13 protein-coding genes are annotated in these 17,731 nt (G+C 73.6%); 5 read left to right on the top strand and 8 right to left on the bottom strand.

Translation table 11 applies throughout. The annotated features are described in order from the left end of the window. Positions 1 to 54 precede the first annotated feature (54 nt). Complete coding sequence (locus ACFU6K_RS08685) at positions 55 to 2,358, bottom strand: glycosyl hydrolase family 18 protein (RefSeq protein ID WP_380661736.1); 2,304 nt, start codon at positions 2,356 to 2,358, stop codon at positions 55 to 57. Positions 2,359 to 2,693: 335 nt separating this feature from the next. Between ACFU6K_RS08685 and ACFU6K_RS08680 the strand changes: the two genes are divergently transcribed. After that, on the top strand, positions 2,694 to 3,467 hold the full coding sequence (locus tag ACFU6K_RS08680) for an enoyl-CoA hydratase family protein (RefSeq protein ID WP_380661735.1): 774 nt from the start codon (positions 2,694 to 2,696) through the stop codon (positions 3,465 to 3,467). A gap of 228 nt (positions 3,468 to 3,695) precedes the next feature. On the opposite strand, the gene ACFU6K_RS08675 is transcribed toward ACFU6K_RS08680, so the two are convergent. After that, on the bottom strand, positions 3,696 to 4,460 hold the full coding sequence (locus ACFU6K_RS08675) for a maleylpyruvate isomerase family mycothiol-dependent enzyme (RefSeq protein WP_380661734.1): 765 nt from the start codon (positions 4,458 to 4,460) through the stop codon (positions 3,696 to 3,698). A gap of 106 nt (positions 4,461 to 4,566) precedes the next feature. Between ACFU6K_RS08675 and ACFU6K_RS08670 the strand changes: the two genes are divergently transcribed. Beyond that, positions 4,567 to 5,322, top strand: coding sequence for a DapH/DapD/GlmU-related protein (locus ACFU6K_RS08670; RefSeq protein WP_049650964.1), 756 nt, complete (start codon positions 4,567 to 4,569; stop codon positions 5,320 to 5,322). 44 nt (positions 5,323 to 5,366) lie between these two features. Here the strand turns inward: ACFU6K_RS08670 and ACFU6K_RS08665 are convergent, their stop codons facing one another. Then, positions 5,367 to 6,680, bottom strand: coding sequence for a PucR family transcriptional regulator (locus ACFU6K_RS08665; protein WP_380661733.1), 1,314 nt, complete (start codon positions 6,678 to 6,680; stop codon positions 5,367 to 5,369). Positions 6,681 to 6,865: 185 nt separating this feature from the next. Here ACFU6K_RS08665 and ACFU6K_RS08660 point away from each other — a divergent pair, with 185 nt between their 5' ends. Next, on the top strand, positions 6,866 to 7,801 hold the full coding sequence (locus ACFU6K_RS08660) for an alpha/beta fold hydrolase (RefSeq protein ID WP_380661737.1): 936 nt from the start codon (positions 6,866 to 6,868) through the stop codon (positions 7,799 to 7,801). A gap of 80 nt (positions 7,802 to 7,881) precedes the next feature. On the opposite strand, the gene ACFU6K_RS08655 is transcribed toward ACFU6K_RS08660, so the two are convergent. Both ACFU6K_RS08655 and ACFU6K_RS08650 read right to left on the bottom strand, forming a co-directional pair. Beyond that, on the bottom strand, positions 7,882 to 8,454 hold the full coding sequence (locus tag ACFU6K_RS08655) for a HutD family protein (protein ID WP_380661732.1): 573 nt from the start codon (positions 8,452 to 8,454) through the stop codon (positions 7,882 to 7,884). 94 nt (positions 8,455 to 8,548) lie between these two features. Beyond that, positions 8,549 to 9,901 carry an MFS transporter gene (locus tag ACFU6K_RS08650; RefSeq protein ID WP_380661731.1) on the bottom strand — a complete coding sequence of 451 codons (1,353 nt, stop codon included), beginning with the start codon at positions 9,899 to 9,901 and terminating at the stop codon, positions 8,549 to 8,551. On the opposite strand from ACFU6K_RS08650, the gene ACFU6K_RS08645 reads away from it, so the two are divergent. Beyond that, a complete protein-coding gene (locus ACFU6K_RS08645; protein WP_380661730.1) occupies positions 9,886 to 11,166 on the top strand; it encodes an ROK family protein in 1,281 nt (426 codons plus the stop codon). The two genes, ACFU6K_RS08650 and ACFU6K_RS08645, sit on opposite strands and share 16 nt — an antisense overlap. 163 nt (positions 11,167 to 11,329) lie before the next feature. Continuing rightward, positions 11,330 to 12,448, top strand: coding sequence for a PLP-dependent cysteine synthase family protein (locus ACFU6K_RS08640; protein WP_380661729.1), 1,119 nt, complete (start codon positions 11,330 to 11,332; stop codon positions 12,446 to 12,448). Between the two features lie 176 nt (positions 12,449 to 12,624). On the opposite strand, the gene ACFU6K_RS08635 is transcribed toward ACFU6K_RS08640, so the two are convergent. The 3 genes from ACFU6K_RS08635 to ACFU6K_RS08625 all read right to left on the bottom strand — a co-directional run bounded on the left by ACFU6K_RS08635 (position 12,625) and on the right by ACFU6K_RS08625 (position 17,379). Next, the gene (locus ACFU6K_RS08635) at positions 12,625 to 15,114 is read right to left on the bottom strand and encodes a right-handed parallel beta-helix repeat-containing protein (RefSeq protein ID WP_380661728.1); all 2,490 of its coding nucleotides are present in this window, start codon (positions 15,112 to 15,114) and stop codon (positions 12,625 to 12,627) included. 410 nt (positions 15,115 to 15,524) lie between these two features. After that, positions 15,525 to 16,400 (bottom strand): MOSC domain-containing protein, encoded by an 876-nt coding sequence (locus ACFU6K_RS08630; protein WP_380661727.1) that lies wholly within the window; start codon positions 16,398 to 16,400, stop codon positions 15,525 to 15,527. A 199-nt stretch (positions 16,401 to 16,599) separates the two neighbouring features. After that, entirely contained in the window at positions 16,600 to 17,379 is a 780-nt protein-coding gene (locus tag ACFU6K_RS08625; RefSeq protein ID WP_380661726.1) for a DUF6643 family protein, read from the bottom strand. Positions 17,380 to 17,731 lie beyond the last annotated feature (352 nt).

Genomic DNA, 17,731 nt, shown 5'->3' with positions numbered 1-17,731 from the left:
GTGCCCCTCCCCGTGGCGGGGAGGAGCACCGGCCCCTTTTCCGTTGCGGGAGGGCTACTTGAGCCCGGTGTCCAGCGCGGACATCAGGGTGCCGGACGGGGTGTCGCCGGACATCTCCCAGATCATGCCGCCGAGCAGGTTCTTCGACTTGAGGTAGGCGGTCTTCTGCGAGATCGACCAGGCGTCGTCGAAGGTCCACCACTGTCCGCCGGCTCCCGTGTAGCCGTACGTCGCAACGGACTTGGTGTCGTGGTAGACCTTGAGGCCGGAGAGGCTGGTGATCAGGTTGTGGTACCCGCGGGTGCCGGCCTCGTCGCTGAACTGGCCGGGTGCGGCGCCGTTCGCGGACTGCCAGACGCCGTTCGCGCCGCCGTCCGCGACGCTCTGCCAGCCGCGCCCGTAGAACGGGAAGCCGATGGTCAGCTTGCGCGGGTTGACCCCGGCGTTCAGGTACGTCTGGACGGCCGTGTCCACGCTGAAGTGGGTGGCGTAGGGGTCGTTCGGGTCCTGGTAGAGGTTGGCGGCGTGGCCGGTGCGGTTCGGCTCCCAGGAGTTGTCGCTGCCCGAGCCGTGGAAGTCGTAGCCCTGGACGTTGGCGATGTCCAGCGAGCCGAAGATCTTCGAGAGGTCCCAGCCGGCGGCGACCTTCGCCGGGTCGGCCGGGGTGAAGGCGGTGAGCAGCTTGTGGGAGCCGCCCAACGCGTCCAGCTGCTTGCGGAATTCGGCCAGCAGCAGGGTCAGGTTGTCCTTGTCGTTGGCGCTCCAGTGGTTGCCCGGGTGGCCGTCGGCGGAGCCGGGCCACTCCCAGTCGAGGTCGATGCCGTCGAAGATGCCCGCTGCCACGCCGTCGCCGCCGGCGCCGTTGTAGGCCGGCAGGTTGCCCTTGATCCAGGTGTCGACGCAGGACTTGACGAACTTCTGGCGGGACGCGTCGGTGGCGGCGGCGTCGGAGAAGTACTTGGAGTAGGTCCAGCCGCCGAGCGAGACGACCACCTTCAGGTTCGGGTACTTGGCCTTCAGCTTCTTCAACTGGTTGAGGTTGCCGCGGAGTTTGCCCCAGCCGTCGTCGGCCACGCCGTCCACCGACTGGTCGGCGCTCATCGCCCGGCCGTAGTCCGCGTCGGCGTCACCGGCGCCGGTGCCCTGGTCCGGGTCCTCCGGGTTGGACGTGGTGCCCTTGGTGACGCCCGCCTGGCAGGTCAGGTTGACCGGATCGATGTTCTCGAAGGCGTAGTTGACGACGTCGAGCTTGGCGGCGGCGCCGGAGGTGTCCAGGTTCTTGACGAAGTACTGGCGGCCGTAGATGCCCCACTGGACGAAGTAGCCGACCCGGGCGTACTTTCCGGCGCCGACCAGGTCCGAGGTGGTCACGGTGAGCGGGGCGGAGGCGGGCGAGGCGTTGTCGGCGGCGTCCCGGGCCTTCACGGTGAACGTGTAGGCGGTGGACGGGGAGAGGCTGCCGACGGTCGCGCCGAGCGTGCTGCCGGTGACCGTGGTCGCCAGGGTGCCGCCCTGGTAGACGTCGTACGCGGCGACCCGGACGTTGTCGGTGGCGGCGTTCCAGGCGAGCGTCACGTTCGTCGAACCGACCGCCGTGGCCCGGAGGTTGGCCGGGGCGGTGGGCGGCGAGGTGTCGGTGGACGGGTCGAAGGTGGACGCGGTGACGCCCGCGCTGAGCGGGCCGGTGTTGCCGCGGCTGTCCTTGGCGCGGACGGTCAGGGTGTACGAGGTGGCCGGGGTGAGGCCGGTGACCAGCACGCCGGTGGACGGGCTGGAGGCGAGCACGGTGCCACCGCTCAGCACGTCGTAGGAGGCGACCGGGAAGTCCCCGCCGGTGGCGGCCGGCCAGCTCAGGGCGAGCGTGTGCGCGGTGGACTCGGTGACCGTCGGGGTGCCCGGCGCGGACGGCGGGACGTCCGCGCTGCCGTCGCACTTGTCGCCGTTGACACGGCAGTTGAGCGGGGCGGTGACCGGGCCGTTGCCGACGAACCAGAAGCTGTACGGCTCGGTGGTGCTGTGGGCGTTGACGGTGGAGTTGTAGAACGCCGCGGTGGCGGTGACGTGCCGGCCGCTCACGGTGGCGGTGCCGTTGTAGCTGTTGCCGATGGTGACGCCGGCCGGGAGGTCGAACTCCAGGGTCCAGCCGCTCACCGCGGTCGCGTTGTCGTTGTGGACGATGTAGGTGCCCTGCCACCAGGAGCCGTTGTCGGCCGTGGTGAAGGTGGCGGTGAGCTTTCCGGCGGCGTTCGCCGGAGCGGCCAGCGCGGTGAGCGCGGCGAGGGGCAGGAGCAGGACGGAGAGCAGTGCCAGCAGTCTGCTGCGCACGCGCGGGCGCCCGGCCCGGGATCGAGCGGACATGGTTCTCCCTGTGACTGTGGGGGTTGAACAGGGTGACGTAGAACCTTGGTTGATCCGTGTGCGATCGATGCCTGTGCCGTGGGGAGGCAAGGCATGGGAACTGTAGGAGGACTGGACCAATGCGTCAACAGGTCTGTACCACTTGGGGTGGGTTGCCGACCGGGGTCGCGCTGGGGGCCGGCAGGGGGGGAGCGGCGGGCGGCTCCGGTCCTCGGGCCGGTCGGCTCTGGCCGAGGGGCGGGTGGGCGTGCCAGAGTCGTCCGGGCGTCGTCCGGGCACCTCCCGGGCCGCGCCCGCAGTCCGACCCACCCTCAGCCGGAAGGCAGGCCCCGCCGATGACCAGCGCAGCGCCCCTCGTCCGCGTCAGCACCGCCGACGCCGTCACCACGCTCACCCTCGACTCGCCGCACAACCGCAACGCGCTCTCCACCCGGCTGATGGCCGAGCTGCACGCCGGACTGGCCTCCGCCGCGGCCGACCCGGAGGTCCGCGCGGTGGTGCTCGGGCACACCGGCAAGGTGTTCTGCGCGGGCGCGGACCTCTCCGAGGCGACCGGCGCGGACCCGACGGTCGGCCCGCGCGGCCTGGTCGAGCTCCAGCGGGCGATCGTGGACTGCGCCAAGCCGGTGATCGCCGTCATCCACGGCCACGTCCGGGCCGGCGGCCTCGGCCTGGTCGGTGCGGCGGACCTCGCCGTCGCCGGACCGGCCTCGACCTTCGCCTTCACCGAGGTGCGGCTCGGCCTCGCGCCCGCCGTCATCTCGCTGCCGCTGCGCCCGAAGCTGGACCCGCGCGCCGCCTCCCGCTACTACCTCACCGGCGAGGTCTTCGACGCCGCCGAGGCCGCCCGGATCGGGCTGATCACCAGCGCCGCCGACTCCGCCGAGTCCACCGACGTGGCGCTCAAGGGCCTGCTGGACGCGCTGCGCCTGGGCTCCCCGCAGGGCCTGGCGGAGTCGAAGCGGTTGGCCAACGCCGAGGTGGTGCGCTCCTTCGAGCGGGACGCGGAGGAACTGGTGGAGCTGTCGGCGCGGCTCTTCGGCTCGGCGGAGGCGCAGGAGGGGATGCGCTCGTTCCTGGAGAAGCGGCCCGCGCGCTGGGTGCGCTGAGGACTCGGTGCGCTGACGGCTGGGTGCGATGACGGCTGAGTGTGCTGACGGCTGAGTGTGCTGACGGCGGGGTGCGATGACGGCTGGGTGTGCTGACGGCTGGGTGTGTTGAGGGCGGGGCCCCGGGGGGCGTGCCCGCCCGCCCGGGGAACCGTTCCTGCCCGCCGCCCGGGGGCGTAGCCGTCCCCGGGCGTGACGACCCGTGCCCAGGGGTCGCGGGCGTCACGGTCAGAGGACCGCCGCCGTCTCGCTCCAGAGGGCGAGCAGAGTCCGGTCGCCGATCGCCTTGACCTCTCCGGCCTGCTCGGCGGACAACCGGTTCCACAGCAGCGGGTAGAGCTCGTGGGCGGGGCCGGCGAGGGTCAGATCGGCCGGCTCGGGGCCCTCGCCGGTGGTGACGACCGGCGGTTCCCGGGTGATCGTCAGGCGCCAGGAACCGGGGCCGTCGGTGGTCCGGATTCGGAGCGTGCGCGGCCGGTCGCTGCGCAGCTTGGACCGGCCGAGCGTCGTGAAGCCGCTCACCAGTTCGTCGATGCCGTCGATGGCGAGCGCGGTGTCCACGACCGGACCGGGCACTCCGGCGGCCGCGTCGGCGTCGCGCCGGTGGACGGCGGTCTCGTGCGCCTGGCGCCGGGCCCAGAACGCCAGCGGGCTGGGCGAGGACAGGAAGGTCCAGCACTCGAGGTCGGCGGGCGTCGCGGTGAGGGTGTCCACCAGGGCGGCGTGGCCCTCGCGGTACCAGTCGAGCAGCGCGGCGTCCGAGGGCAGCGGCCCGATGGCGGCCTGCGCCTCCGCCTCGTCCGGCGGCGCCGACATGCCCCGGGACACGATGGCGGCGGCCCAGCGGTGGACGGAGCCGATGTGCTGGAGCAGCTTCGCCAGCTGCCACTCCGGACAGGTCGGTACGGGTGCGGACAGCTCGGTGCGGGCCGCGGCCTCGGCGAGCCGGGTGCCCTCGTGGCGCAGCGCGTCGATGTGCTCGGTGATCTCCATGGGACGGAGTCTTCCATCGGGGCCGTCCGCCGGTCGCGGATTTCGGACATTCCTCCGGGTGCCTCCCGGCGGACGGGCGGATGCTACGGGCCGGTAACGTGAGCGCATGCCGATAACCCGTTCGCTCGTCTCAGCCGTCCGGACCGGTGGCCGCCGCGCCGCCGGACGCCTCGTCCACCGGGGTTGGCGCTGGGTGCAGCGGACCGGCGCGGTCACCAGCCGCAACCCCGGCCCGTACCGGTTCGGCGAACTGGGGGACGGAACGACGCTCAGCTTCCCGCTCGGGGCGGTGTTCAACGAGCAGTGGATCACCATCGGGCCGTTCTCGATCATCGGCGAGCGGGTCACCATCAGCGCGGGCTTCCTGCCCGGGCTCGACCTCGGTCCGGAGCCGATCGTGCGGATCGGCGGCGGTTGCGTGATCGGCCGGGACAGCCACATCGTCGGCCACCAGTCGATCGTCATCGGCGACGACGTGTGGACCGGGCCTGGCGTGTACATCAGCGACCAGTCGCACGAGTACCGGGACACCGAGCTGCCGATCGGCAAGCAGTGGCCGCGCAACGAGCCGGTGGAGATCGGTACGGGCAGCTGGATCGGCACCGGCGCGGTGATCCTGCCGGGGGCGCGGATCGGCCGCAACGTGGTGGTCGCGGCGGGCGCCGTGGTGCGCGGCGACGTTCCCGACCACAGTGTGGTCGCCGGGGCGCCGGCCAAGGTGGTGCGCCGCTGGACCGAGGAGGAGGGCTGGCAGCCGCCGCTGCGCCACGACGCTCCGCAGCCGGTGCCGGACGGCGTGACCGCGGAGCAGCTGCGCGCCCTGGTCGGCTGGGACCTGCGGCTGCCGGGGGAGCAGGGCTGAGGTCGTCCGCCGGGCACCGGTCCGGCACCTGAAGGTTTCCTGAACTACCCGGCGAGGGAGGCCTGTTCGGCGGTCCGGGCGGCGATGGCGGCGGCGATCCGCGGGAGGTCGGCGGGGCGGGCCGGATCCAGGCCGGTCAGTGCGGCGATCCGGCGCAGCCGGTAGTCGACGGTGTTCGGGTGCAGGTGCAGGGCGCTCGCGGTGTGGCGGCGGTTCAGGCCGCCGGCCAGGTGGGTGTGCAGGGTGATGAGCAACTCCCCGGCGTCGGCGAGCGGTTCGAGCAGGGCGGCGAGCCGGGAGCGGGCCTGGCTGGGCCGGGTGAGCTGGTACTCCAGCAGGATGTCGTCCAGCCGGTGCAGCCCCGGCGGTCGGCCGAACGCCCGTGCCACGTCCAGGACTTCGTAGGCGAGAGCGGCCGCGCCGGGCACCTCGGCGGGGGTGGCCGGGGCGGCCCCGGCCAGGACGGGAACGCCGGCCGCCCGGGCGGCCGCGGCGAGGGCGGCGGCGAGCAGCGGCCACGGCGCCTCTCCGGTCCCGTCCTCGTCCGGACCGGGTGACGGTCCGAACGGGACGAGCACCAGGCCGCCCGTGGGGGTGAGCGCGGTGAGCGCCGACTGCCGGGTGCGGTGGTCGAGTTCGGCCTCGAACCGGCGGATCTTGCGGAGGGCGGCGATGCCCGGATCGACACCGGGGGAGTGCTCGTCGGGGTGGTCGGCGAGGGACAGGCAGAGCACGGCGTACCCGGTGGGCAGCCGGAGCCCGGCGCGCTCGGCGGCCGTGTCGGCGGGGGTGCCCGCGAGCAGTGCGCCGAGCAGGGAGTGCCGGGCCGAGCCCCGTCGGCCGGCGGTCGGGCGGCGGCCGTCCAGGTAGCCCGCCCCGGCGGCGGTGACGGCCTGGCGGAGCTGGTCGAGCAGTAGCCGGTTGAGGACGAGCAGGTCGGCGGCGTCGCCGTCCCGGGCGTGCCGGGTGGCGAACTCCCAGCAGACCTCCAGCCCGAGGTGGTGGGCGAGCAGGACGGCGTCCAGCGGCAGGCCCTCCTCGGCGCGCCGGGCGGCGGCCTCCCGGACGGCGGCGAACTCCTCGGCGGGTGCGGGGAGTCCGGTCCGTACGGAGTGGGCGAGGGCGCGGATGCGGCGCTCGGTGTCCCGGGTCAGCTCGCCGGTGAGCTGTTCGCGGGGCAGCCGGCGGTAGACCGGCACCCGCTCCAGCAGAGCGGCGACCACGGTCTCGGCCAACTCCCGTACGCCGCCGAGCAGTCGCTGGTCGGCCGGGAGCCCGCCGATCACCGGGGCGCGCCAGTTCGGCGTCCGGTCGGAGGTGTTCCGGGGTGTGGGGTGGGGTGCGTTGTGACCGGTCACAGAGAACACCGTCCAGGTCTGGGGGACACCCAAGGGCCGGGCCGGAGGGGCGACCGCATGATGGAGCCCTCGGGTTACCTGTTGGTAACAAACTTCCGCCGTGGAGGCAACAGTTGAGAACCCCACTTCTCCGCTTCTCCGCAACTCCCGTGCGCCGCAGGGGCGTCGGCGCGCTGGGTGCGCTGCTGCTGGCGGGGGCGGCGCTGACCGGTGCGACGGTGTCGCCGGCGAGCGCCGCCGTGCCTGTCGCGGCCGTCTCGGCTGTCTCGTCCGCAGCGTCCGTCTCGTTCGTTTCGTCCGAAGCGTCCGCCTCGTCCGCCGAACTGCCGCCGGACGGCGACACGGTGGCCTCGCCGCCCGGCGCCAACGACTGGACCTGCCGACCGAGCGCCGCGCACCCCGACCCAGTGGTTCTGGTGCACGGCACCTTCGCCAACCGCTACGAGAACTGGCTGGCGCTCTCCCCGCTGCTGAAGAGCCTCGGGTACTGCGTCTTCGCCCTCGACTACGGGACCGTCCCCGGCGTCACCTCCAGCGGCAGCGGCCTGCTGCTGCCGATCGGCGGCCTCGGGCCGGTACCGGAGTCGGCGGCCCAACTCGGCCGGTTCGTGGACCTGGTGCGGACCGCGACCGGCGCGGCCAAGGTCGACATCGTCGGGCACTCGCAGGGCGGCATGCTGCCGAACTACTACCTCAAGTTCCTCGGCGGCGGGTCCAAGGTCGGCAGACTGGTCGGGCTGGCGCCGTCCAACCACGGCACGACGCTCGACGGGATCACCAATCTGGTGCCGTACTTCCCGGGCGTCGCGGACCTGATCTACACGGTCTGCAAGGCCTGCCGGGACCAGGCGGTGGGCTCCGACTTCAACACGGTGATGGCCTCCCGGCCGGACACCGTACCGGGCGTGCGCTACACGGTGATCTCGACGGTCTTCGATGAAGTCGTCACCCCGTGGCGGACCCAGTTCCTGAGTGGTCCGGACGTCGACAACCAGGTGGTGCAGGAGCACTGCCCGGTCTCGCTGGTGGAGCACGTCGGGATCGCGTTCTCGCCGACGGCGCTGCACCTGGTCACCAACGCGCTGGATCCGGAGCGCGCCACGCCGGTGTTCTGCGGGTGATGCGGTGGTGGTGCTCCTGCCCCCGGGACGGCCCCGGGGGCGGGAGCGCCGCCCTTCGGTGGTGCGGCCGTTCCCCGGTGTCAGGGCGCGGCGCGGAAGGCGATGACGGCGGTGGTGCCGTTCGGGTGCAGCTCGTACGCGCCCGGAGTGTCGAGCAACGCGGCGTCGTAGCGGGCGAGTCCGACGCCGCCGACGGTGGCGGTGCCGGCGAGGCAGACCAGAAGGACGGTGCTCCCGTCCGGGACGTCGAGCGTGGTGGCCGCGGTGGCCAGGTCCACGGCGGCCTCGACCCGTCCGCGGCGTGTCATCACGTTGAAGTCCACCACCGGACCGGCCGGCAGCCGGCAGTCGGTGGTGGCGTCGCCGGAGAAGGCGAACGGTCGGAACGGCGTGTCGACCAGTTGCTCGGTGCCGTCGACGGTGAGCACCATGCCGGCGCCCTCGACCAGGGTGATCACCCGGTCGATCCCGGGGAACGGGGAGAACGGCCCCGCCGAGGCGACGTCCGCGAGGCTGACCCGCCAGTCGAAGGCGTCCAGCCCGGCTCCGGCCGGGAACCCGGCGACCTCCCTGGTCACTCCGCCCCCGTTGAGCCACGCCGTCGCCGGGCGCTCGCCCGCCCGCAGTACCCGGAAGCGTTCGCTGGTCGTCATGGCCCCGCATCCTGTCACATGGCCGATGACGGATGACAGGTGACAGCTGACAGATTTCAGCGTCTGTCAGCTGTCGGCTGTTATCTGTCATCTGTCATCTGTTCGCTGTTCGCTGCTCTCTGTCCTCCGTCACCCGCCGTCCGACCGACAGCGGCAGGAGCGCCGCCACCGCGGCCGCGAGCGTGACCGTGGTGAGGGCCAGCGGCAGTCCGGCCGCGTCGGCGAGGAAGCCGATCACCACCGGGCCGATCAGCATCCCCCCGTAGCCGAGCGAGGAGGCGAACGCGACGCCCTGCGGCCCGCCCGCCGCACCGGCCCGGGCGATGGCGAGCGGGAAGAGGTTGGCCAGGCCGAGGCCGACCAGCACGAACCCGCAGATCGCCACCGGCACCACCGGCGCCAGGGCGGCGACCAGCATGCCGACCGCCGCCGTCAGCCCGCCGAACAGCATCAGCCGGGTCTGGCCGAGCCTGATGGACAGCCAGGTGCCGCCGACCCGCCCACCGGCCATCGCGAACGCGTACGCGCCGTAGCCCGTGGCGGCCACCACGGAACTCGCCCGGACGTCGTCGGTGAGGTGGAGCGTGGCCCAGTCGGCGATCGCGCCCTCGCCGTACGCGGTGCAGAGCGCGGTGAGGCCGAGCAGCAGGACGAGCAGCCGGGTGCGGGCGCGGGCCGAGCCCGCGTCCGTCCGCGCGCTTCCGGACCGTTCCGGCGTGCGGCCCGTGCGGCCCGTGCGGCCCGTGCGCCCCATGCGCCCCGGCGCGACCGCTGCCGCCGCAGGGCTGCGCAGCAGGACGACGCCCGCGCCGACGGTGACGACCATGCCCAGCGCCGCGCTGAGCGCGAGCGCCCACGCGGTGCTCAGCGGGCCGGCGAGCAGTCCGCTGACGCCGGTGCCGACCAGCCCGCCGAAGCTGTACCCGGCGTGGAAGCTGGGCATCACGGGCCGCCGCAGCTGCGCGACCAGGTCGACGGCGGCGCTGTTCATCGCGACGTTGGCCCCGCCGTACCCCGCGCCGAACAGCAGCAGCACCCCGCCGAGCGCGGTGACCGAGTGGGCGTGCGCGGGCAGCAGGACGGCGAGGCTGAGCAGGGCGAGCGAGCCGACGGTCACCGGGCGCGAGCCGTACCGCAGGCAGAGCCGGCCGATCACGGGCATGGTGAGGACGGCACCGATGGACAGGCAGAGCAGGGCGAGCCCGAGGGCGCTGTGCGAGGCGCTGACCTGGCTGCGGATGTCCGGGATGCGGACGACCCAGGAGGCGAAGAGGAAGCCGTCGACGGCGAAGAACGCGGTGAGGGCGACACGTGCAGGACCCCAGGGGCTGTCCGTCACCGGGGGTGTGCTGCGAGACTGGGAGGAGCGGCGATCCGGCCGGGTGCGTGAACCGATTTTGTTTCGAAGCGACACAAAGTCACAATAGGGGCGTGCAGCTCTCACCATCAAGCCCGAGGCCCGGTACCGGGAACGACTCCGACGCGCAGCGCGACAACCACCGCCGCGCGGCTCCCGACCGGGGCCGGACGCTGCTCGGCCCGGCGCTCTCCCTGATCCACACCGGCCAGACGCCGACCCGCTCGGCGCTCACCCGCGCGCTGGACGTCACCCGGGCCACCGCCGGCGCGGTCACCGCCGAACTGGAGGCGCTCGGCCTGATCACCGTCGACTCGCGCCCGGCCGGCGGCGGCCGCGGCCGCCCGTCGCACCGGCTCGCGATCGACCCGAACGGCCCGGTCGTGGTCGCCGGGCAGATCCACGCCGACGGACTGAGCGTCACCCTGGCCGGCCTCGGCGGACTGCTCGACCCGCCCGTCCACCTGCCGCTGCCCGCCGCCACCGACCCGGTCCGGATGCTGCGCGCCGTGGCCGTGGCCGGTGCCGAGCTCGCCCGCGCGACCGACCGCCGCTGTCTGGGCGCCGCGCTCGCGCTGCCCAACCCGGTCACCGAGCCGGACGGCACCGCCCTCGCCGCGCTGCACTTCGCCTGGCCCAGCGGCACCCCGGTCGCCGACCTGTACGACGTCGAGGTCGGACGCGCCGACCACGGCCCGAAGGCGCTGCGCCCGCTGCCCACCGCGATCGCCAACGACGCCAACCTGGCCGCGCTCGCCGAGTACCGGCACGGCGCCGGCCGCGGCGCCCGCCACCTGCTCTTCGTCACCTCCGGCCACCGCGGCGTCGGTGGCGCGCTGGTCATCGACGGACACCTGCACACCGGCAGCGCCGGCCTCGCCCTGGAGGTCGGCCACCTCACCGTCGACCCGCAGGGCCGGCCCTGCATGTGCGGCAACCGGGGCTGCCTGAACTCCGAGACCGACCCCGACGCGCTGTTCGCCGCCGCCGGGCTCACCCCGGAGCCGGGGCGCCCGCTGCTCGACCAGGCGCGCGAGCTGTGCCGGGCGGCCGCGACGGACGACCGGGCGCGGGCGGCGGTGGAGCACGTCATCGACCGGCTCGGACTCGGCCTGGCGGGCGTCGCCAACATCCTCAACCCCGACCGGGTGGTCCTCAGCGGGCTGCACCTCCACCTGCTGGAGGCCGCGCCCGACCGGCTGCGGTCGGTGGTCGCCGAGCGCAGCCTGTGGGGGCGCAGCGGCCGGGTGCCGATCGTCGGCGCGGAGCTGGCGCACGGCGCGCTCGCGGGCGCGGCCGAGCTGGGCTGGGGGCCGTACCTGGCGGACCCGCAGTCGGTGCCGGTGCTGCCCTGACGGCGATCGGGCCCGCCTGGTGGCGACGAGTTCCGTCCTGGCGGCGGCAGGTCCTGCCCTGACGCCGATAAGCGGAAGCTGGCTCTTCGAAAACGGTCACTTATCGTGACTCTCATACACTCGTAGTGAGCATTGGGGGGCCACCACGAGGGAGACAGCGACCATGAGCACCCAGCCCGGCATCGAGTCGACCGCCGACGTCGACCGCTCCGACCCGGAGTACCGCGCCTGGCTCAAGGAGGCGGTGCGCAAGGTCCAGGCCGACGCCAACCGCTCCGCCGACACCCACCTGCTGCGCTTCCCACTGCCCGCGGAGTGGGGGATCGACCTCTACCTCAAGGACGAGTCCACCCACCCGACCGGCTCGCTCAAGCACCGCCTGGCCCGCTCGCTCTTCCTCTACGGGCTCTGCAACGGCTGGATCCGGCCCGGAAAGCCGGTGATCGAGGCGTCCAGCGGCTCCACCGCCGTCTCCGAGGCGTACTTCGCCCAGCTCGTCGGCGTGCCGTTCATCGCCGTGATGGCCAAGAGCACCAGCCAGTCCAAGATCGACCTGATCCAGTTCCACGGCGGCGAGTGTCACCTGGTCGAGCGTTCGGACGAGGTGTACGAGGCCTCCGCCCGGCTCGCCGAGGAGACCGGCGGGCACTACATGGACCAGTTCACCTACGCCGAGCGGGCCACCGACTGGCGCGGCAACAACAACATCGCCGAGTCGGTCTTCGCCCAGCTGCGCCTGGAGCCGCACCCCGAGCCGGCCTGGATCGTGGCCACCGCCGGGACCGGCGGCACCTCGGCGACCATCGCCCGGTACGTGCACTACATGCAGTACGACACCCGGATCTGCGTCGCGGACCCGGAGAACTCCTGCTTCTTCGACGGCTGGGTGCGCCAAGATCCGGCGGCCGTCTGCGAGAGCGGCTCGCGGATCGAGGGCATCGGACGGCCGCGGATGGAGCCGAGCTTCGTTCCCGGGGCGATCGACCGGATGATGAAGGTGCCGGACGCCGCGTCGATCGCCGCCGTCCGGGTGCTGGAGCAGGTGCTCGGCAAGAAGGCGGGGGCCTCCACCGGGACGGGCCTGTGGAGCGCCCTGCGGATCGTCGCCGAGATGCGGGCGGCCGGGCGGACGGGCAGCGTCGTCGGCCTGATCTGCGACCCGGGGGACCGCTACCTGGACAAGTACTACTCGGACGACTGGCTGGCGGGCGAGCGGATCGACATCGCGCCCTACCGGGCGGCCCTGGAGTCCTTCCTGTCCGGCGGCGCCTGGACGGGCTGACGCGTCGGACGGTGGACGGGTGACAGCCGACGGCTGACAGCTGACAGATTTCAAACTCTGTCAGCTGTCGTCTGTTCGCTGTCATCTGTTCGCTGCCGCCCGCCGCGCCCGTCAACAGCACACCCATGCCCGCCTCAACGGCTCGGCGCGGCCGACGAGTTACCCGGCCGCGGGCCCTACGGCAGCGGCGCCATGGGCAGGTCGGCCGGGACGAGCAGCTGGAGCTCCTCCGTGGACGGGTCCGAGAGGTGGGCGATCCGTACCGCGTGCCGCTCGACCATGGTCTCGAAGACCTGTCGCGCGGTGCGCCCGTTACCGAAGTTGGGGCCGCGCTCCATGGCGCCGAAGTGTTCCAGCAGCGCCTCCTCCGTCTCCTCGGAGAGCGCGTACTCGTGCTCGGCGCACTGTGACCGGGCGATCTCCAGCAGCTCGTCCGCCGTGTAGTCGGGGAAGCCGATGGTGCGTGAGAAACGGGAGGAGACACCGGGGTTGGCGGAGAGGAAGCGCTCCATCTCGGCGGTGTAGCCGGCCACGATGACGACCACCTCGTCGCGGTGGTCCTCCATCAGCTTGACCAGGGTGTCGATCGCCTCGCGCCCGAAGTCCCGCGCCCCGTCCTCGGGCGCGAGCGCGTACGCCTCGTCGATGAAGAGCACTCCGCCGCGCGCCCGGTCGAAGGCGGCCGCGGTGCGGATCGCGGTGGAGCCGATGTGTTCGCCGACCAGGTCCACCCGCGCCACCTCGACCAGGTGTCCGCGCTGGAGCACCCCGAGCGAGGCGAGGATCTCGCCGTACAGCCGGGCGACGGTGGTCTTTCCGGTGCCGGGTGCGCCGGTGAAGACCAGGTGGCGGCGCAGCGAGGGCGCCTTGAGCCCGGCCTGGCGGCGGCGCCGGCCGACCGAGATCAGGTCGATCAGCGTGCGCACCTCCTGCTTCACCGTCGCCAGCCCGACCAGCGAGTCCAGCTCGGCGAGCGCCTCCTCGGCCGGCCGGCAGTCCGGGATCGGCGAGATCGCCGCCGAACCGGCCGCGGCCGATGCCAACAGCGGGGCCGCCGCGGTCAGTTGGGCGGTCCGCGGCGCCGGCACGTCGGTGGACCCGTACGGCGACCCCAGCCCCGGACCGCGCCCGCCCGCGGGCCCCGGCCCCGCCCCGCCGCCGGGCGCGGCGGGAGCGGACGGCACCGGAGCCGCCCCGACGTCGTCCGAGATGCACCCCTCGGTGACCGGCCCCGGCTCGGAGAACTCGAACCCGGCCCGCTGGTTGTGCTCCGCCCGGCACCGGGTGAGCTGGGTCCGGCAGCCGTCGATGATGTGGAAGCCGAAACCCTTGCCCTGGGAGACCCGGCAGTCCTCGAAGGTGCCCCGCCCCTGTGCCGAGACGTACACCCCGGCGTCCGTGCTGGCCCGTACGGTGCAGGCGCGCAGCACCGGGTCGGCGCCCTTGGTGACGATCACCCCGGTGGCCACGTCGGAGATCTCGCAGTCGGTGAGCAGTCCGCCGCTGCCGTGGTCGCGGAACCAGAGCCCGGTGCCCGCCTCCTGCACCCGGCAGGAGGCCAGGGAGACGGTGGCCCCGCCGCTGACCGAGACCGCCGAGCTGCGGATCCGGCTGAACGAGCAGCCCTCGGCGGTGGCGGCGGAGTCCCGGTCGAGGACGAACAGGGCGTCCGGCAGGTCGTGCAGCGAGCAGTCGGTGAGGGTCAGCCGGGCGCCGTCGCTGACCCAGAGCGCCGGGTACTCGCCGGTCGAGCCGTGGATCTCGCAGGACTCGGCGACGGCCTCGGTGCCCTGGTCCCAGACCGACAGCGCCCCGCGTCCGAAGTCCCGGACGGTGCTGTTGGCGAGGCTCAGCCGGGCGCGTCCGCGCAGGTCGGCGCCGTTCTCGGGCAGGTCGTGCACCCGGCAGCCGGTGAGCACCAGTTCGGCCTCGCCGTCCAGGGTCAGACCGTTGCCGGTGACCCGGTGGATCTCGCAGTCGACCAGCCGCCCGCCCGCCTGCGCCTCGGCCTGCACGCCGCTGCCGCGGATCTCGTAGATCTCGCAGCCGGTCAGTTCGGCGGCGCTGCCGGGGTCGGAGAGCAGGACGCCGGCGCCGGAGGCGTGGTGGACGCGGCAGCGGTCCAGGGCCGCGGTGGCGCCGCCGAGGACGGCCAGTCCGGCCTGGCCGGCGGCGGCGACCTCGCAGTCCTCGAAGGCGGCGGCGGTGTCCGGGCCGCGCAGCCGCAGCCCGAGTCCGCCCGGGTTGGTGACCACGCAGCCGCGCAGGGTCGGCCGGGCACCGCCGGTGACCTCGATCCCGGTGGCCGAGCGGGTCTCGACCCGGCAGCCGCTGAAGGAGGGGGTCGCCTCCGGCCCGGTGACCAGTACGGCCGGGGTGGTGCTGTCGCCGCCCTCGACCACCAGGTCGCGCACGGTGGCGGCGGCGGTCACGGTGAGCGCCACCCCGGAGGGCGGGTCGATCCGGACCGTCCCCGGGCCCTGGGCCGGGACGATCGTCACCGGCTTGTCCAGCAGCACGTTCTCCCGGAAGGTGCCCGGGCGGACGGTCACCGTGTCGCCCGGTTCGGCGGCGGCCAGGGCCTCCGCGAGCGTGTCGTACTCGCCCGCGCGGCGACGCCAGCGGGATGCGCTGTCCTGGGTGACCCGGACCCTGTGCTCAGCCATGACGGTCTGTCGTCCCCACCTTCGTCGAGCCGGCGATCAACGGGCCGAACGCGCGGGGGTGCGCGGGCCGTCCGCCCACCGTAGCGCGCCCACGTGGGTGGTCCGGCCGCCCGCGGTCGCGCGGACACCGGTAGCGCTCAGCGCCGCCACAGGTTCCGACCACTTGTTTCAACGAGCGCGCACAGCGGTGGTTCCGTCCCGGCGCGCCGGTTTCGGAGTGCGGCGCGTGCCCGGCGCCGGTCCACGGGCCTGTGCGCCCCGTCCTCCGGCACGGGCGGTCGGCGGTCGGCACCTGACCGTCGGCCCTTGACCTTCGGCACCTGACGGTCAGGGGTCGGCACTTGACCGTCGGCAGTCCGAGCGGAGGGGCGGCGGGAGCGGCCCGCCACCCCGGAGCGACGGCCCGGCGCTCAGCGCCCGTCGGCGGGCCAGTGCGCCCCGTCCTCGAGCACCTCGACCTCGTCGCCCAGCCGCAGCGTGCCGAGTTCGTCCCCCTCGACGCCGGTCGGCCGCTCGGGGATCAGGTTCTGCCCGAACGCGGCCTTGCGCAGCAGCCGGTGGTGCCGGGCCAGGGTGCGCAGCGGCTCCTTGCCGCGCCGCTCGCCGGTCTCCTGGTCGGTGGTGGTGATCATGCAGCGGCCGCAGGGCTTGACCACCCTGAAGGTGACCGAGCCGATCCGGATCCGGCGCCAGGTGTCCTCGGCCCACGGCTCGGTACCGCCGATCACCACGCTCGGACGGAAGCGCTCCATCGGCAGGGTCTCGTGGTCGTCCGGGTTCTCGGCGGCGATCAGCTCGTTGAGCCGGTCCAGCGAGGCGGTGGTGGTGAGCAGCAGCGGATAGCCGTCGGCCATCGAGACGCTGTCGCCGGGCGCGCTGTACTCGGGGTCGACCGGCCGGGCGCGAGGGTCGTCCAGGTGCACCAGGCGGTAGTCGCCGAGGTGTTCGGCGATCCACCGCTGGGTCTCCTGGTCGGCCTCGGCGGCACGGAAGCGGGTTCCCCAGACCTCGACGTCGGCGAGCGGGGCGCCGGCCGCGACGGCGGGGGCGGGGACCTCGATCCGGGAGCCGTCGGGGGTGGTCAGCGTGAGGACGCCGTCGGGCAGCAGTCCGGTCCGCACCCGTACGAGGGCCGCGTCCTCGCGCTGGCTGACGAAGCGTCCGTTCGCGTCGGCGAGCATCCAGCGACGGTCTCCGGCCAGACCCCAGGGTTGAACCACGGCGGTGTCCGGGCTCAGGCGGTACATCGACTTGACGGGGTAGACGTGGAGTCCGGTGAGGTGCATTCCTCCATCCTGCCAGCCTGCGGCGGTTCGCCGGGAATGCCCTCTAATGCGCACGGACCGCCCGGACGCCGTGGGGGGCGTTCCGGGCGGTCCGTGGATGACCCGTTTCTCCGTTCGCCCGGCGTACGGGGGGCGCCGGGTGCTGCTCAGGTGGTGCGGGTGCGGGCCGCGTGGGGGGCGGCCTCGGGGTGTCAGTGACTCAGTAGCCCTGGCCCTGCGGCTGGTAGCCGCCCTGGAACTGGCCGGACTCGCCGTACGGGCCCGGGCGCTGCGGCTGCGTCGGGCGGACCGGCGCGACCGGAGCCATGGCCGGGCGCAGCTGGGCACCGCCGAAGGACTGGTCGCCGCCCTGGCCCTGGAAGCCGGGGCCGCCGGCGGCCGGACCGCCGAAGGACTGCTGGCCGCCGAAGCCCTGCGGAGCGGAGGGCTGGCCCTGGCCGAAACCGCCCGGTCCGCCGGCCGGCTGCGCGCCGAAGGTCTGCTGGCCGCCCTGGGCGCCGATGAAGGTGTTCTGGCCGCCGAAGCTCTGGCCGCCGGTCGGCTGGTAGCCGCTTCCGGCGGTCTGGCTGAAGGCGGGGGTGCCGGGCTGCGGTCGCTGGTACGGCTGGGGGGCGCCGTAGCCGGGGACCGGCGGCTGGGGGGCGGCGTACGCCGGCGCGGGCTGCGCGGGGATGTACGCCGTGGCGGGGCCGGTGGAGGGACCGCTGCTCGGGCCGGGGCCCAGGGCGAGGCGGGCGGGCGGCAGCGCGGGGAGGTTGCTGCCGGCGCTTTCGTACCCGTTGGCGTACCGGTTCTCGTAGGACGGGCCGAGGCCGGATCCGTAACCGGACGACAGTGCCGGCGGCAGGGCGGCCGGCACGTTGATGGGCGCGATCTGGGGGACGCCGCGCTCAGCCACGAGGCTGTCGTAGATCGGCGTGCCGGAGGAGTAGGACGGAGAGGGGTAGCCGACTCCGTCGTAGGAGCGGGGCGAGGTCATGGGGCATACGGTAAGCCCACAACGCGCCTGCTGAGGAGAGCGGGAGGGGGAGCAGTTCGAGTGTTTACACAGTCTTCGCTCGCACAAAGGTTTCGAAAGTAGGAAAGACGGACATTCCGGCGTCCGGTTCCGGACAACCTTGGCACCCCGTCAGTGATCGAACGGCAGCCGGACGGAGGCCCCGGAAGGCCTTGTGGTGACCGGCCGGTGGACGGTCGGGGTCCCTGTGGAGAAACTTTTTCCGGACAGGGCGTGCGCGGGCGCATTCGAGCCCCCGCCGAGCAGGCGACGGGGGCTCGTGAATGTTTCGGGAATAAAATTCCCGTCAGCTCTTCGGGGCCCGGTTCAGGCC

Source organism: Kitasatospora sp. NPDC057512, assembly GCF_042802135.1.
GTDB lineage: Bacteria > Actinomycetota > Actinomycetes > Streptomycetales > Streptomycetaceae > Kitasatospora.
This window is presented reverse-complemented; position numbering and strand designations above follow the sequence as displayed.

What these genes read in the sequence shown, in the direction of transcription:
- ACFU6K_RS08635 (WP_380661728.1), bottom strand. Translation starts at nt 15,114, where the DNA reads ATGGCTGAGCACAGGGTCCGGGTCACCCAGGACAGCGCATCCCGCTGG.
- ACFU6K_RS08650 (WP_380661731.1), bottom strand. Translation starts at nt 9,901, where the DNA reads ATGGTGAGAGCTGCACGCCCCTATTGTGACTTTGTGTCGCTTCGAAAC.
- ACFU6K_RS08655 (WP_380661732.1), bottom strand. Translation starts at nt 8,454, where the DNA reads ATGACGACCAGCGAACGCTTCCGGGTACTGCGGGCGGGCGAGCGCCCG.
- ACFU6K_RS08685 (WP_380661736.1), bottom strand. Translation starts at nt 2,358, where the DNA reads ATGTCCGCTCGATCCCGGGCCGGGCGCCCGCGCGTGCGCAGCAGACTG.
- ACFU6K_RS08640 (WP_380661729.1), top strand. Translation starts at nt 11,330, where the DNA reads ATGAGCACCCAGCCCGGCATCGAGTCGACCGCCGACGTCGACCGCTCC.
- ACFU6K_RS08670 (WP_049650964.1), top strand. Translation starts at nt 4,567, where the DNA reads ATGCCGATAACCCGTTCGCTCGTCTCAGCCGTCCGGACCGGTGGCCGC.
- ACFU6K_RS08625 (WP_380661726.1), bottom strand. Translation starts at nt 17,379, where the DNA reads ATGACCTCGCCCCGCTCCTACGACGGAGTCGGCTACCCCTCTCCGTCC.
- ACFU6K_RS08680 (WP_380661735.1), top strand. Translation starts at nt 2,694, where the DNA reads ATGACCAGCGCAGCGCCCCTCGTCCGCGTCAGCACCGCCGACGCCGTC.
- ACFU6K_RS08630 (WP_380661727.1), bottom strand. Translation starts at nt 16,400, where the DNA reads ATGCACCTCACCGGACTCCACGTCTACCCCGTCAAGTCGATGTACCGC.
- ACFU6K_RS08675 (WP_380661734.1), bottom strand. Translation starts at nt 4,460, where the DNA reads ATGGAGATCACCGAGCACATCGACGCGCTGCGCCACGAGGGCACCCGG.